Source organism: Paeniroseomonas aquatica, from assembly GCF_030409335.1.
Lineage (GTDB): Bacteria > Pseudomonadota > Alphaproteobacteria > Acetobacterales > Acetobacteraceae > Belnapia > Belnapia aquatica.
Genome location: NZ_JAUFPN010000059.1, coordinates 73,625 through 86,360, shown reverse-complemented (window position 1 = coordinate 86,360; position 12,736 = coordinate 73,625). Strand labels below are relative to the sequence as shown.

At 70.2% G+C, this 12,736-nt stretch carries 14 protein-coding genes; 9 read left to right on the top strand and 5 right to left on the bottom strand.

Annotated features, from left to right (window positions below; translation table 11 throughout):
• Positions 1-9: 9 nt before the first annotated feature.
• Both QWZ14_RS06755 and QWZ14_RS06750 read right to left on the bottom strand, forming a co-directional pair.
• A complete protein-coding gene (locus QWZ14_RS06755) occupies positions 10-408 on the bottom strand; it encodes a host attachment protein (RefSeq protein ID WP_290315866.1) in 399 nt (132 codons plus the stop codon).
• Positions 409-594: 186 nt separating this feature from the next.
• Positions 595-1,758, bottom strand: coding sequence for a serine hydrolase domain-containing protein (locus QWZ14_RS06750; RefSeq protein WP_290315865.1), 1,164 nt, complete (start codon positions 1,756-1,758; stop codon positions 595-597).
• A gap of 417 nt (positions 1,759-2,175) precedes the next feature.
• Between QWZ14_RS06750 and QWZ14_RS06745 the strand changes: the two genes are divergently transcribed.
• Entirely contained in the window at positions 2,176-2,721 is a 546-nt protein-coding gene (locus QWZ14_RS06745) for a hypothetical protein (RefSeq protein ID WP_290315864.1), read from the top strand.
• 143 nt (positions 2,722-2,864) lie between these two features.
• Here the strand turns inward: QWZ14_RS06745 and QWZ14_RS06740 are convergent, their stop codons facing one another.
• Positions 2,865-3,794, bottom strand: a complete 930-nt coding sequence (locus QWZ14_RS06740) for a 3-hydroxyacyl-CoA dehydrogenase (RefSeq protein WP_290315863.1) — start codon at positions 3,792-3,794, stop codon at positions 2,865-2,867.
• 77 nt (positions 3,795-3,871) lie between these two features.
• Between QWZ14_RS06740 and QWZ14_RS06735 the strand changes: the two genes are divergently transcribed.
• The 5 genes from QWZ14_RS06735 to QWZ14_RS06715 all read left to right on the top strand — a co-directional run bounded on the left by QWZ14_RS06735 (position 3,872) and on the right by QWZ14_RS06715 (position 8,096).
• The gene (locus tag QWZ14_RS06735; protein ID WP_290315862.1) at positions 3,872-4,063 is read left to right on the top strand and encodes a hypothetical protein; all 192 of its coding nucleotides are present in this window, start codon (positions 3,872-3,874) and stop codon (positions 4,061-4,063) included.
• On the top strand, positions 4,063-4,851 hold the full coding sequence (locus QWZ14_RS06730) for a hypothetical protein (RefSeq protein WP_290315861.1): 789 nt from the start codon (positions 4,063-4,065) through the stop codon (positions 4,849-4,851). Before QWZ14_RS06735 ends, QWZ14_RS06730 begins: the two co-directional genes overlap by 1 nt.
• On the top strand, positions 4,848-5,951 hold the full coding sequence (locus QWZ14_RS06725) for a toxic anion resistance protein (protein WP_290315860.1): 1,104 nt from the start codon (positions 4,848-4,850) through the stop codon (positions 5,949-5,951). Before QWZ14_RS06730 ends, QWZ14_RS06725 begins: the two co-directional genes overlap by 4 nt.
• A 78-nt stretch (positions 5,952-6,029) precedes the next feature.
• Positions 6,030-6,992, top strand: coding sequence for a Bug family tripartite tricarboxylate transporter substrate binding protein (locus QWZ14_RS06720; protein WP_290315859.1), 963 nt, complete (start codon positions 6,030-6,032; stop codon positions 6,990-6,992).
• 138 nt (positions 6,993-7,130) lie between these two features.
• Positions 7,131-8,096: a tripartite tricarboxylate transporter substrate-binding protein gene (locus QWZ14_RS06715; protein ID WP_290315858.1), complete on the top strand. Its 966-nt coding sequence runs from the start codon at positions 7,131-7,133 to the stop codon at positions 8,094-8,096.
• A 27-nt stretch (positions 8,097-8,123) separates the two neighbouring features.
• Here QWZ14_RS06715 and QWZ14_RS06710 read toward each other — a convergent pair whose 3' ends face one another.
• Positions 8,124-8,570 carry a hypothetical protein gene (locus QWZ14_RS06710; protein ID WP_290315857.1) on the bottom strand — a complete coding sequence of 149 codons (447 nt, stop codon included), beginning with the start codon at positions 8,568-8,570 and terminating at the stop codon, positions 8,124-8,126.
• A 222-nt stretch (positions 8,571-8,792) separates the two neighbouring features.
• Between QWZ14_RS06710 and QWZ14_RS06705 the strand changes: the two genes are divergently transcribed.
• Genes QWZ14_RS06705 through QWZ14_RS06695 form a run of 3 tightly spaced genes read left to right on the top strand, consistent with a single transcriptional unit; the run spans position 8,793 to position 12,078 of the window.
• Positions 8,793-9,854 carry an alcohol dehydrogenase gene (locus QWZ14_RS06705; RefSeq protein ID WP_290315856.1) on the top strand — a complete coding sequence of 354 codons (1,062 nt, stop codon included), beginning with the start codon at positions 8,793-8,795 and terminating at the stop codon, positions 9,852-9,854.
• Positions 9,851-11,278, top strand: a complete 1,428-nt coding sequence (locus QWZ14_RS06700; RefSeq protein WP_290315855.1) for a cytochrome P450 — start codon at positions 9,851-9,853, stop codon at positions 11,276-11,278. The genes QWZ14_RS06705 and QWZ14_RS06700 overlap by 4 nt, the downstream gene beginning before the upstream one ends.
• Entirely contained in the window at positions 11,275-12,078 is an 804-nt protein-coding gene (locus tag QWZ14_RS06695; protein ID WP_290315854.1) for a glucose 1-dehydrogenase, read from the top strand. The genes QWZ14_RS06700 and QWZ14_RS06695 overlap by 4 nt, the downstream gene beginning before the upstream one ends.
• 6 nt (positions 12,079-12,084) lie before the next feature.
• On the opposite strand, the gene QWZ14_RS06690 is transcribed toward QWZ14_RS06695, so the two are convergent.
• Positions 12,085-12,726, bottom strand: coding sequence for a nitroreductase family protein (locus QWZ14_RS06690; protein ID WP_290315853.1), 642 nt, complete (start codon positions 12,724-12,726; stop codon positions 12,085-12,087).
• Positions 12,727-12,736 lie beyond the last annotated feature (10 nt).

Genomic DNA, 12,736 nt, shown 5'->3' with positions numbered 1-12,736 from the left:
ATGCAAGGCTCAGGCGAAGTGGGAGGCGAGCTCGGCGTCGGGCAGGTTGGTGTAGTCCTTGCTCATCGTCGTCTCGACCTTGGCGGCGGCCTCCTTGCTCAGGCCCTCGCGGATGCCGTGCAGGACCTGCGGGGCGGCGGCGATCACCAGGTTGTCGGTCTGGTGGCGGCGGATGGCCTCGTTCAGGTGGTCGGCGATGGCCTTGGCGAAGTGAGACTCGGCCTGGTCCTTGGGATCGGCCTTGGGGGCCTTGAGCTGGCTGGTGCCGCTGTCGGCGTTCTCGACGTCGTTCGCCTTGCCGGAGGCGTCGAAGCTGCGGAGCGTGCGCATGCCGTCGTCGGTCTTGGTGAGGATGCGGGCCTTGCCGCCATCGGCGACGACGTACCAGGTATTGGTGGGCTTGCTCATGCGGGGGTTGCTCCGGTTGGCCGGCCCGGGGCGGGCCGGCAGATGGGGTGCAACGCCGCAGCCGGCGGTTCGGGTGCAGCCTGGCGCGATCCCCGGCGGGGCCACGGCACCGGCCGGGCATTAATTATTTTAAGATCAATGGTTTGTCGCCGCCTGCTGAAGTCCCGGCGCAAGCCAGTTCCCGGGCTAGAGCGCGTAGGCGGCGCGTTCGAAGGCGTCGAGCAGCGCCAGCACCTTGGGGTCGGCGAAGGGCAGGCTCTGGGTCACCAGCACCCCGGCGAGGTCGCGGGCCGGGTCGATCCAGTAATAGGTATTGCCGAGGCCGGCCCAGGCCATGCTGCCGGGGCCGCGGCCGCCCTCCGGGTGGGCCTGCTCGTTCAGCATGAAGGCGCAGGACCAGGACTTGGGCTGGCCGGGGAAGAACTCGGCATCGTGCGAGGCGCCCGGCAGGACGCTGACCAGGCGGGAGACCTTCAGCGCGCCCATCTGGCTGCGGCCGAGCGCGGCGGTGGTCTCGGGCGCTAGGATGCGGGCGCCGTCCAGCGTGCCGCCGGCCAGGACCATGCGGCAGAAGCGCAGGTAGTCCGGCGCGGTGGAGTAGAGGCCGCCGCCGCCCATGTGGAATTCGGGGTCCTGCGGGATCTCGAAGGGGATGGGCTTGAGGGTGCCCTCGGCGGTGCGGACATGCATGGCGGCGAGGCGGCCGCGCATGGCGGGCGTGAGGCGGAAGCCGGTATCGGCCATGCCGAGGGGGCCGGTGATGCCCTCGGCTATGGCCTCGGCCAGGGTCCGGCCGGTGACGGCCTCCACCGCCAGCCCGGCCCAGTCGATGCCGATGCCGTAGTTCCAGGCGGTGCCGGGGTCGGCGACGAGGGGGGTGCGGAGGGCGGCGCGGCGGCAGGTGGCGATGGCGGGGGTGCCCGCCTGCTGCATGTAGCGGAGGATATCCCCGTTCCAGGTGTTGTAGCTGAAGCCCGAGGTATGGGTGAGGAGCTGGCGGAGGGTGATGCGGCCGCGGGCAGGGCGGAGGATGGGCTCGCCCCCGGGGGTGAAGCCTTCCAGCACCTCGGGCGCGGCGAGCTCGGGGAGGATGTCGGCGATCGGGCCGTCGAGGCTGAGGCGGCCGGCCTCGACCTGCTGCAGGGCGGCGATGCTGGTGATCGCCTTGGTCATGGAGGCGATCCAGACCACGGTGTCGGGGGTGAAGGGCACCGCGGGCTCGGCGGCGGAGCGGAGGCCGAAGGCGCCGGTGTAGAGGGTGCGGGTGGAGGTCCCGATCGTGGCGGCGAGGCCGGTGGTGGTGCCGGAGGTGATGGCGGCGGCGAGGAGGGTGGAGAGGGTTTGGGACATATGACGCCTCGTACTAATTTTTTGTTATTTGAAACAAATCATGGATTGCACTCAGCGATTTCACACAAAATCCATAAATTTAGGGCGGCACAACACTCATGCATCCAAGCAAAATGCTGGCACCAACGCACTGTAACAATAGCAACTCTCCAAACGCGGAATTTTGTTCTGATAAAATAACTTGTTGCCGCGAAAATTTTTCTGATAGATTGATGCTGTAGCAGTTTGGTTCAGCAACCAGGGTCATTAACAATGATTACAGACGCTTTCGAGGGACTGGCGCAGTCATTGCGAATTTTTTTCGAAGCACACTTTCAATCACAGCGACTTCTCTTCATTGACCCACACGAAGCTTCAGGAAACATCGAGCAAGCGCTTAGTGGGGTCCTAAACTCATTTCACAGCATCTACGATATAATGTCCAAAACCCACAAGGAGATTTTTAATTGGAATGAATTCCCAGAAACAGCAACTATTCTTGCCATAAGAAATGCTAGACATCACAATCTCGCCAATCGAATTCGCGGAATTTATACGTATCATTTACAGCAAGCCCACCCTGAAGATTTTAAAGAATACCTTTTGGTGGACTACCCTGAATCGGACGACGGAGGTGACACCTTTGACACTCCCGTAAGCTGGTATGACTTGGAAACATTACTTTCGATGCCACCCACTAAGACTAGGCTTCGCCCCAATGTAAATAGCTTGATTTCGGAATATATGATGAGAGATATATTTAACAAGTACCCGTCTAAATACTCTATTGAAAAGCAGGTGATATTTTTCAATATAATCCCTATAGTAGTAAATGCCGCGATAAAGATTTCTCCTTTGATAAAATCTTTTGTGAAAGCCAGATCTCTCGAAGCTAAAACATACCTCGATCTCTTTTCGTTTATGGATTCCATAAATACAAAAAAACATATCATCGATAAAATTCAAATATCCCTTCCCTCTTAGTTGAAATCTGTGTTTTTATTGCAGTCGCTTTCCCACAATTGTTGAATTTGTTTTGATTCGTGCACTGCTTCAAATACCGGTCCAGGCCGGGTTCCGGCCTGGTGGGTGGGTCCGGGAGGGCGACGCCCTCCCGGCCTTGGCTGCTACCCCCCCTGCCCCTTCTTATGCGCCGCCAGCGCCATCAACCGCCGGTCCCGCCAGCCGCTCCGCCCCGCGATCCTCTCCAGCGGCAGCGCCGCCCGCCGGGCCTCCGTCACCCGCTCCACCGTCGCCGCGTCGTAGTCGTAGGGGGTCTGTTCCTCGGTGATGCCGCCCATCAGCGGGCCGAAGCGCTCGACGTAGTCGGCCACGCCGCCGGGGGCGTTGAGGTCGATGGTCTCGAAGGGCCCCATGAAGGACCAGCGCAGGCCGAGCCCGTCCTTCACGCAGGCATCGACGTCGGCCGGGGACATCACCCCGTCCCGCACCATGCGGAAGGCCTCGGCCACCAGCGCCGCCTGGAGGCGGTTGAGGACGAAGCCGCGGGTCTCCTTCAGCGCCACCACCGGCACCTGGCCGACCCGGTCCATCAGGGCGCGGGTGCGGGCGATGACGGCCGGGTCGGTCCAGGGGGCGCCGACCAGCTCGACCAGGGGGATGAGGTAGGGCGGGTTCACCGGGTGGGCGACCAGGCAGCGGCCGCGGCCGCGCAGGTTGCCGGTGAAGTCGCTGGCCGGGATGCCGCTGGTCGAGGAGGCGAGCACCACCTCCGGGCCGCAGAGCCGGTCGAGCTCGGCGAAGAGCTCCTGCTTCGGGAGGAGGCGTTCGGGCCCGTTCTCCTGCACGTGGGTGGCGCCGGCGACGCAGTCGGCCAGGGTTTCCGCGGCGGCGATGCGGGCGGCGATGGCGGCGGGGGCCTCGGTGACCAGGCCGGCGGCGTGCAGGTCGGCCAGGCTCTCGGCGATGAGGCCGAGCGCCGCCTCGGCCACGCCCGGGGCCTTGTCCCAGAGGGTGACGGGCAGGCCGGCGCGGGCGAAGACCATGGCCCAGGCGCGGCCGATGAGGCCGGCGCCAACAATTGCTATTTTATCCATGGCACGTTTCCCGTCACGATCCGTTGCATGCGGCGCGCTTGATAGTGGCGCCGGCGCGGGCGATGTAACGGCCTGCCATGATGGAACGCAACGTGACGATGGATGCCCGCCAACCCGCACCCGGTCCCGTGCTCCGCCCGGCCGGTGGCAGCCCCCTGCCGCTGACGACGCCGCTGGTCTGGGCCTGGGGCGGCGTGCTGCTGACCGCCTCGACCTGGCTGGTCGGCGTGATCGCGCTGGTCCGCAGCGTCGGCGGGCTGTTCGACTGATGGTGGCCGAGGTCGCGCGCGGCGCCCTGGGCGCCTGGGTGGGGTTGCGGACGCGCTGGCGGGGGCTGGCGCTGCCGGTCTTCGCCTCGCCGCTGCTGCCGGCGGCGCTGCTGTTTGCGATCGGCGACGACGACCGGGCGGCGCTGGGCGCGGTGCTGGGCTTCGGCGCCAGCCTGCTGGCCGCGCGGGTGCTGCGGCGCGGGCGGACGGGGGATGCCAGGCGGGCCTCCTTCCTGATGGCGGCGGGCACCGGGCTGGCGGCGAGCCTGGCCGGCGACATGGGCAGCGTGATGCCCTTCGTCTTCGGCGCCGGGGCGCTGTTCGGCACCCGCATGATGTACCAGGCGCTGCCCGAGGTGGCGCCGCCCCCGCCGCCGCCGAAGCCCGAGCCGGTTGCAGTTCCGGCGGCGCCCGACCGGGCGGCGGGCGTGGTGGCCGAGAGCCGGGCGCGGCTGGCGCGGATCGAGGCGGTGGCCGAGCGCCGGGCCGACCCGAGGCTGCGGGGCGTGGCCTCCGCGATGGAGGGGGTGCTGGACGACCTGACCCAGCATCCGGACCGGCTGCCGCAGGCGCGCCGCTTCCTGGCCGTGCACCTCGACGGGCTGGAGCGCATCACCGCCCGGCTCGAGGCCGGGGCGGCGGCGCCGGAGGGCCTGCCGCCGCTGCTCGACGAGTTGACCCGGACCGCCGGGGAGTTGCGGGAGAGGCTGTCGCGCGAGGAGAGCGCGGCGCTCGAGATCCAGGTGAAGGTGCTGTCAGACCGGCTGCGCGAGGAAGGCTACCGATGAGCAACACGATCCAGACCACGCCCGAAGTGGCACTCGAGCCGGTGCTGCCGCCGCGCGAGGCCGAGGTGGCGAAGCTGGCGGCGCGGCTCGACATCGCCGACCCCGCCAGCATCCTGCGCTTCGGCCAGGAGGCGCAGAACCGCGCGACGGTCGCCGCCGACGCCATGCTGGAAGGCGCCAAGAACCGCGAGGCGGGCGAGGCCGGGGTCACGCTCTCGACCCTGATCGGCACGCTGCGCGGCTTCGACATGCGCGGCCTGGGCGACAAGGTCGGCTTCTTCGCCCGGCTGTTTGGTAAGGCGCGGGCGGAGACGGCCAAGGTCCTGCAGCGCTACGAGACAATCAAGGGCCAGGTGGAGGCGGTGGGCGACAAGCTCGACACCCACCGCACCCGGCTGCTCGAGGACGTGGAGAAGCTGGAGCGGCTCTATGCCGCGACGCTCGAGTGGTTCCATGCGCTCGGCGACCACATCGCCGCCGGCGACACGGTGCTGAAGCGGGTGGATGGAGAAGCGATCCCGGCCATGGCGCGGGAGGTCGAGGGCGGCGATTCGACCGCGGCGCAGAAGCTGCGCGACCTCCGCACCGCGCGGGACGAGCTGGAGCGGCGGGTGCACGACCTGCGGCTGACCCGGCAGGTGGCGATGCAGGCGCTGCCCTCAATCCGGCTGATCCAGGAGAACGACAAGGCGCTCGCCGCCAAGATCCAGAGCGTCATCGCCAATACCGTGCCGCTGTGGCGCCAGCAGCTGGCCCAGGCGCTGGCGATCCAGAACATGCGGGAGGCCGGGCGCAGCCTGAAGGACGCGACCGACCTGACCAACGAGCTGCTGACCGGCAATGCCGAGCGGCTGCGCCAGGGCAATGCCGAGGCGCGGGTGCAGATCGAGCGCGGCGTCTTCGACATCGAGGCGGTGAAGAAGGCCAATGCCTCGCTCGTCGCCACCATCGAGGACAGCCTGCGGATCGCCAACGACGCCCAGGCGCAGCGGGCGAGCGCGACCAAGGAGCTGGAGAAGGCGGAGGGCGAGATCCGCCGGGTGCTGGTGGCGGCCCGGGCCAGCGGCGGGCGCGGGCAGGAGCCGTCCAAGCCCTTCTGACCGGTGCTCTCGGCATCGGGCCTTGACGGCGGCGCGGGCGTCGCCTCCTAGGGCGGGAAAACCGGGAGCTTCCGCATCATGTTCACCCGTCGCGCCGCGCTGGCCAGCGGCCTCGTCCTCGCCGCCCCCGCCATCGCCCAGCCGGCCTGGCCGGCCGGGCCGATCCGCCTGGTGGCGCCCTTCCCGCCCGGCGGCAGCGTCGATGCCATCTCGCGCCTGCTGCAGCCGCATCTGAGCGCGGCGCTCGGCGTGCCGGTGGTGGTCGACAACAAGGGCGGCGCCTCCGGCTCGATCGGCACGCGGGAGGTCGCCCGCGCGGCGCCCGACGGGAATACCTGGGTGCTGGTCTTCGACACCCATGCGGTGAACCCGGCGCTGATCCCGAACATGGGCTTCGACACCCAGAAGGACCTGGCGCCGGTGCTGCTGATCGGCACCGCGGCCATGCTGGTCACCGCCCACAAGTCGCGGCCCTGGCAGGATTTCAAGCAGCTTCTGGCAGCGGCCAAGGCGAAGCCGGATACCATCAGCTACGGCACCATCGGCAACGGCTCGCTGGCGCATCTGACCATGAAGCTGATCGAGCGCGAGACCGGCACCAGCTTCGTGCACGTCCCCTATCGCGGCGGCGGGCCGCTGGTGACCGCCTCGGCGACCGGCGAGGTCGATCTGCCGACCGCGACCGGCACCGTGCTCGCCTCGCAGATCGAGGCGGAGGCGATCCGGCCGCTGGTCAGCACCGGCTCCCGCCGGGCGCGGGTCGCGCCGGGCGTGCCGACGCTGACCGAACTCGGCGTGCCGGTGACCGCCGATGCCTTCTGGGGCGTGCTGGCCCCGGCGGCGACTCCGGCGCCGATCCGCGCCCGCTTCGAGGCGGCGCTGCGCACGGCGCTGGCGGTGCCGATGGTGCAGGAGCGGCTGACCGCCACGCTCGGCGTCGACCTGGACCCGAAGGGCGGCCCGGAATTCGGCGCCTTCCTGGCCAAGGCGATCGAAACCTGGGGCAAGGTGGTGCGGGACAACGGCATCCGGCCGGATTGAGCGGCGCGGCCGGGTCCCGCCGGGCGGGGAATGCGTCCCGCGCGGGAATACTCGGCGGTTTTTATTGAAGAGTGACCGGTTTTCCGCGCGCTGGACTGAACCGTTTCTGGTCCGCGCGCCCGAGGGAGGTTTGCGCCGATGCCCACCCGCCGCGCCGTGCTTGCCGCGAGCCTTGCCCTCGGCGCCGGCGCCGCCCGCGCCCAGCCCGCCTGGCCCGCCGGGCCGATCCGCATCATCGCCCCCTTCCCGCCCGGCGGCAGCGTCGACACCATCGCCCGGCTGCTGGTGCCGGCGCTGCAGGTCAGCCTCGGCGTGCCTGTCGTGGTCGAGAACCGCTCCGGCGCGGCGGGGGCGCTCGGCACCCAGGCGGCGGCGCGGGCGGCGCCCGACGGCAATACCTGGGTGCTGGTCTTCGACAGCCATGCGACGGCCAATGCACTGAACCCGAATGCCGGCTTCGATGCGAAGCGCGACTTCGCCCCGGTGATGCTGCTGGCGACCGCGCCGATGCTGCTGACGACGCCGGCGGGCCGGCCCTGGACCAGCCTGGCCGAGGTGGCGGCGGCGGCGAAGGCGAGGCCGGACACCATCACCTACGGCACCGTCGGCGCCGGCAGCCTGGCGCATCTGACGATGGAGGTGCTGCAGCAGCGCGGCGGCTTCAGCCTGGTGCACGTGCCCTACCGCGGCGGCGGGCCGCTGGCGACGGCGGCGGTCTCGGGCGAGGTCGACCTCGCCATCGCCTCCCGCGTCGGGCTCGGCGGCCAGGTGGGGACGCGGCTGCGGGCGCTGGTGCAGACCGGGGCGGCGCGTTCGGCCTCCCTCCCCGACCTGCCGACGGTCGCCGAATCGGGCTTCCCCGGCGTCGACGCCGAGGCCTTCTGGGGCGTGCTGGGCCCGGCCGGGGTGCCGGCGGCGGTGCTGGCGCGCTTCGCCGCGGCGCTGGCCGCGGCGCTGGCCGAGCCGGTGGTGCGGCAGCGGCTGGTCGAGGGCCAGGGGGTGGACATCGTCGGCGGCACACCGGGCGAATTCGCCGCCTTCCTCGACCGGCAGATGGCGGCCTGGGGACAGGTGGTGCGGGAGCGGGGCATCAAGGCGGAGTGAGCCGCCGCAGGCCCCCGCCCGCCGGGATCAGGCGTCGCGGGTGGCCTTGCGGCCCTCGCCGGCGCCGGGCTTGCCCTCGGCGCGGCGGTCCTGGCCCGGCCCGCTGAGGTCGGTGAGCGCCCGGGCCAGCATCGCCGCCCCGACCCGCGGCACGAAGAGCGAGGTCGTCTTGGCCGCGGCATGGCGGAACTGCAGCAGGATGCGGCCGTCGCGGGCCATGGTCGCCATGCAGCCGGCGGTGTCGAGCGGCGGCTTGTCGGCCGAGGTGACGGCGCGGCCGAGCGGGTTGCCCTGCTCGATCCGGATGCGGTGGGCGTCGTCGGCGGCGGCGCGCAGGTTGAGCAGCAGCTTCTCGGCCAGCAGTAGGGGCAGCTCGACCGACAGCGGGCCTTCCTCGGTGACCAGCGTGATCCGCAGGCCTTCCGGGCTGACGACGATGTCGTCCGAGAGGCCGATTACATTGCGCTGGGTCATCGAAATGTCCTGAAATACTGCGGCATCTATACTGCACGAATATTGTATACTTTCTGTCGGCCAGGACCAGTTGAAATCTGGCGGAAAAAAGGCAGGCCCGCCCCGGAGCGACCCGGGTGTGGCCCGGGCGCCGCAAGCGGCAGCGGCGGCCATGCCGCCTTGACCGCGCGGCGCGTCCGCGGTCCCATCGCGCCGACATCCGCTACATAGGGAGAATACGTCATGCGCGCCTGGGCCGTGGTCGAAACGGGCAAGCCGTTGCAGGAAATCGAGATGCCGACGCCGGAGCCGAAAGGTGCCGAGGTGCTGCTGGAAGTGACGCATGCCGGCGTCTGCCATTCCGACCTGCATATCTGGGAAGGCGAATACGACCTCGGCAGCCGGGGCAAGATGCGGCTGACCGACCGTGGGGTGAAGCTGCCGCTGGCCATGGGCCACGAGATCGTCGGCCGCGTGGCCAAGCTCGGGCCGGATGCGGCCAACCAGGGCAGCAAGGTCGGCGACATCCGCGTCGTCTACCCCTGGGTCGGCTGCGGCAAATGCGCCGTCTGCCAGCGCGACGAGGAGAACATGTGCCTGAACGGGCGCAGCCTCGGCGTCTACCAGAACGGCGGCTACGCGACGCATGTGCTGGCCACCCACGTGAAGCACCTGATCGACATCGAGGGCGTCGATCCCTCGCTGGCCGCGACCTATGCCTGCTCGGGCGTCACGGTCTATTCCGCCATCAACAAGCTGCTGCCGATGGAGCCGGACGAGCCGATCGTGGTCGTCGGCGCCGGCGGCCTCGGGCTGAATGCCATCGCCATCCTGAAGGCGCTCGGCCACAAGCGGATCTGCGTGGTGGACGTCAGCGAGGAGAAGCTGGCGGCGGCCAAGGCGCAGGGCGCGACGGATGCCGTGCTGGCGGGCGCCGAGGGCACCACCGACCGGATCATCAAGGCCTGCGGCGGCGCGGTCGCCGGCGTGGTCGACCTGGTGAACGGCACGCAAACGGCGCGCTATGCCTTCGATGCGCTGCGCAAGGGCGGCAAGCTGGTGCAGGTCGGGCTCTTCGGCGGCGAGCTCGGGATCCCGCTGCCGCTGATGCCGATCAAGGCGCTGACCATCCAGGGCAGCTACGTCGGCAACGTCAAGGAGCTGCGGGCGCTGATCGACATCGCCAAGAAGGGGCTGATCCCCGCCATCCCGGTGGAGAACACGCCGCAGCGCAATGCCGATGCGGTGCTGCACCGGCTGAAGGACGGCAAGATCACCGGCCGCGTGGTGCTCGTCGCGGAGTGAGCGAGGGCGGCCCCCCCGGCTACGGGGGCCTGCCCTTTGTCCCACCCTTCGTCCCGCCATACCCGCCCCGGCCGGAGCGGCTGCCGCCCTGGCGGGCGCTGATCCGGGAGGGGCGGCGGAACAGCCTCGCGGTCCTGCCCCGCATCGCCTATGAGCGGGACCTGCTGACGACGCGGGTGCTGAGCCGCGACATCGTGCTCGTCAACAGCCCGGCGACGGTGCAGGAAGCCTTCGTCGACAAGCACGAGGTCTTCCAGCGGAAAAGCCCGCAATTCCGCTTCGCCCTGGTGCCGCTGGTCGGCGACAGCATGTTTGCCAGCGACGGCGCGCTGTGGCGCGAGCGGCGGCGGCTGATGGCGCCGGTGACGCATGCCTCCCGCATGGCCGAGCTGCTGCCGCCGGTGACCGAGACCGTCGCGGAATGCCGGGCGGAGTGGGCGCGGCTGCCCTCGGGCACGCTGGTCGACGTGCTGGCGGCGATGGGCCAGCTGGCGGCGGCGATCATCTGCCGCAGCCTGTTCGGCCGGGCGCTGGGGCGGCAGGCGGCGGGCGCCATCGTCGCCGGCTTCGCCGAGTACCAGGCGGTGGTCGACTTCGCCGACCCGATGTCGCTGCTCGGCCTGCCGGACTGGCTGCCGCGCTGGCGCGGCGGCCGGGCGCGGGCGGCGATCCGGCGCATGCATGCGGTGGTCGATGAGCTGATCGCCGGGGTGCTGGACGCCGCGCCGGAGGAGCCCTCGCTGATCCGGGCGATGCGGCTGGCCGGCGAGGGCAGCATGGACCGGGCGGCCTTCCGCAACGAGGCCATCGTGCTCTTCATCGCCGGCCACGAGACCACGGCGAACCTGCTGGCCTGGGCCTGGTACCTGCTGTCGCAGGACCCGGCCAGCGAGGCGCGGCTGCGGGCGGAGGCGGCGGCGGTGCTGGGCGGGCGGACGGCGGAGCTCGCCGACGTGCCGAAGCTGGTCTTCACCCGGGCGGTGGCGGAGGAGACGCTGCGGCTCTATCCGCCGGTGCCGATCCTGTCGCGGCAGGCGCTGGCGGACAGCAGCATCGGCGGGCGGCCGGTGCGGCGCGGCGCGGTGGTGGTGGCGATCCCCTGGCTGCTGCACCGGCGGCCGGCGCTCTGGGCGCAGCCGGATGCCTTCGTGCCGGCGCGCTTCCTGCCGGGGCAGCCGCGGCCGCCGCGGCATGGCTACATTCCCTTCAGCACCGGGCCGCGCATCTGCACCGGCCAGCAATTCGGCCTGGCCGAGGCGGTGATCGCGCTGGCGAGCCTCTCGCAGGATGTGCGGCTGCGGCTGGCGCCGGGCACGGCTGTCATGCCGGTGGCGAAGCTGACCTTGCGGCCGGGCGACAGCCTGCCGATGCTGCTGGAACGCGATGCGGGGACGCGCATCCCGGGGGAAGGAACCACGACATGAACAGGCTGGATGGCAAGGTCGCGCTGATCTCGGGCGCGGCGCGCGGCATCGGCGGCGAGACCGCGCTGCGCATGGCCGAGGCCGGCGCCAGGGTGGTGGTCGGCGACCTGCTGGACGAGGCGGGGCAGGCCACCGTGGCGGCGATCCGCAAGGCCGGGGGACAGGCGGAGTACGTCCACCTCGACGTGACCAAGGAGGCCGACTGGACCGCGGCGATCGAACTCGCCACCGGGCGGTTCGGCAAGCTCGACGTGCTGGTGAACAACGCGGGCGTCTTCATCGGCAAGTCGATCGAGGAGATCAGCCTCGAGGAATGGGACCGGCTGGTGGCGGTGAACATGACCGGCGTCTTCCTCGGCACCCGCATGGCGGTGCCGGCGCTGCGGGAGGCGGCCCGAGGCGCCGAGCATGGCAGCGCCATCGTCAACCTGGCCTCGATCGCCGGGCTGGTCGGCTCGCAGCTCGACCCGCTGTATTCGATGACCAAGGGCGGGGTGACGCTCTTCACCAAGTCGGCGGCGCTGGAATTCGGGCGGAAGGGCTACCGGATCCGGGTGAACTCGATCCATCCCGGCGTCATCGAGACCGACATGGGCGAGCAGACCTTCGCGGCGCGGGCCCGGCGCGCGGGCCACAACGACACCGCGCCGCTGCGCCAGGGCGTGGCGGAGAGCGTGCCCTGGGGCCGGCTGGGCGTGGCCCTCGACATCGCCAAGGGCATCGTCTTCCTGGCCTCCGACGATGCCGGCTACATGAACGGCGCCGGGCTGGTGGTGGACGGCGGCTTCACCGCCGCCTGAACGGGCCTAGCCTTCGAGGGCATCCCAATTCTCGCCCCAGCGGTCGAGGTAGGTGATGTCGCGCAGCGGGCCGCGGCCGACCGGGCCGAACTTCCCCATCGGCCAGCCGATGGGGAGGATGGCGTAGGAATGCACGCCGGGAGGCAGGCCGAGCGCCGCCTCCGATTCCGCCTCGAACAGCAGGTGGCGCGTGGTCAGCGTGGCGCCGAGGCCGAGCGCCCGGGCGGCGAGCAGCATGTTCTGCACCGCCGGATAGACCGAGGCGCCGGACCAGCGGCTGGGCTTCGCCTCCTCGAGGCAGGCGACGATCCAGACGGGTGCCTCGTGGAAGTGCTCGGTGAGGTATTCGACCGCGCCGTGCTGGCGGTGGTAGCGCTCGGCGGTGCTGCCGGGCGGCGGCGCGCTGGCGGCATAGCGTGGCCCGACCACCTCGTCGAAGGCCCGTCTGTACCAGCGCTGGACGGCCTGCTTGATGGCCATGTCCTTGACCACCAGGAAGCGCCACTTCTGGGTGTTGCCGCCATTGGCCGCCGAGGCGCCGGCGCGGAGGATCCTGGCGATCAGCTCATCCGGCACCGGGTCCGGCTTCAGCCGCCGCATGGCGCGGGTGCCGTGCAGGATCTCGAAGATGTCGGTCGGCTCGGCCATGGGACGCCCC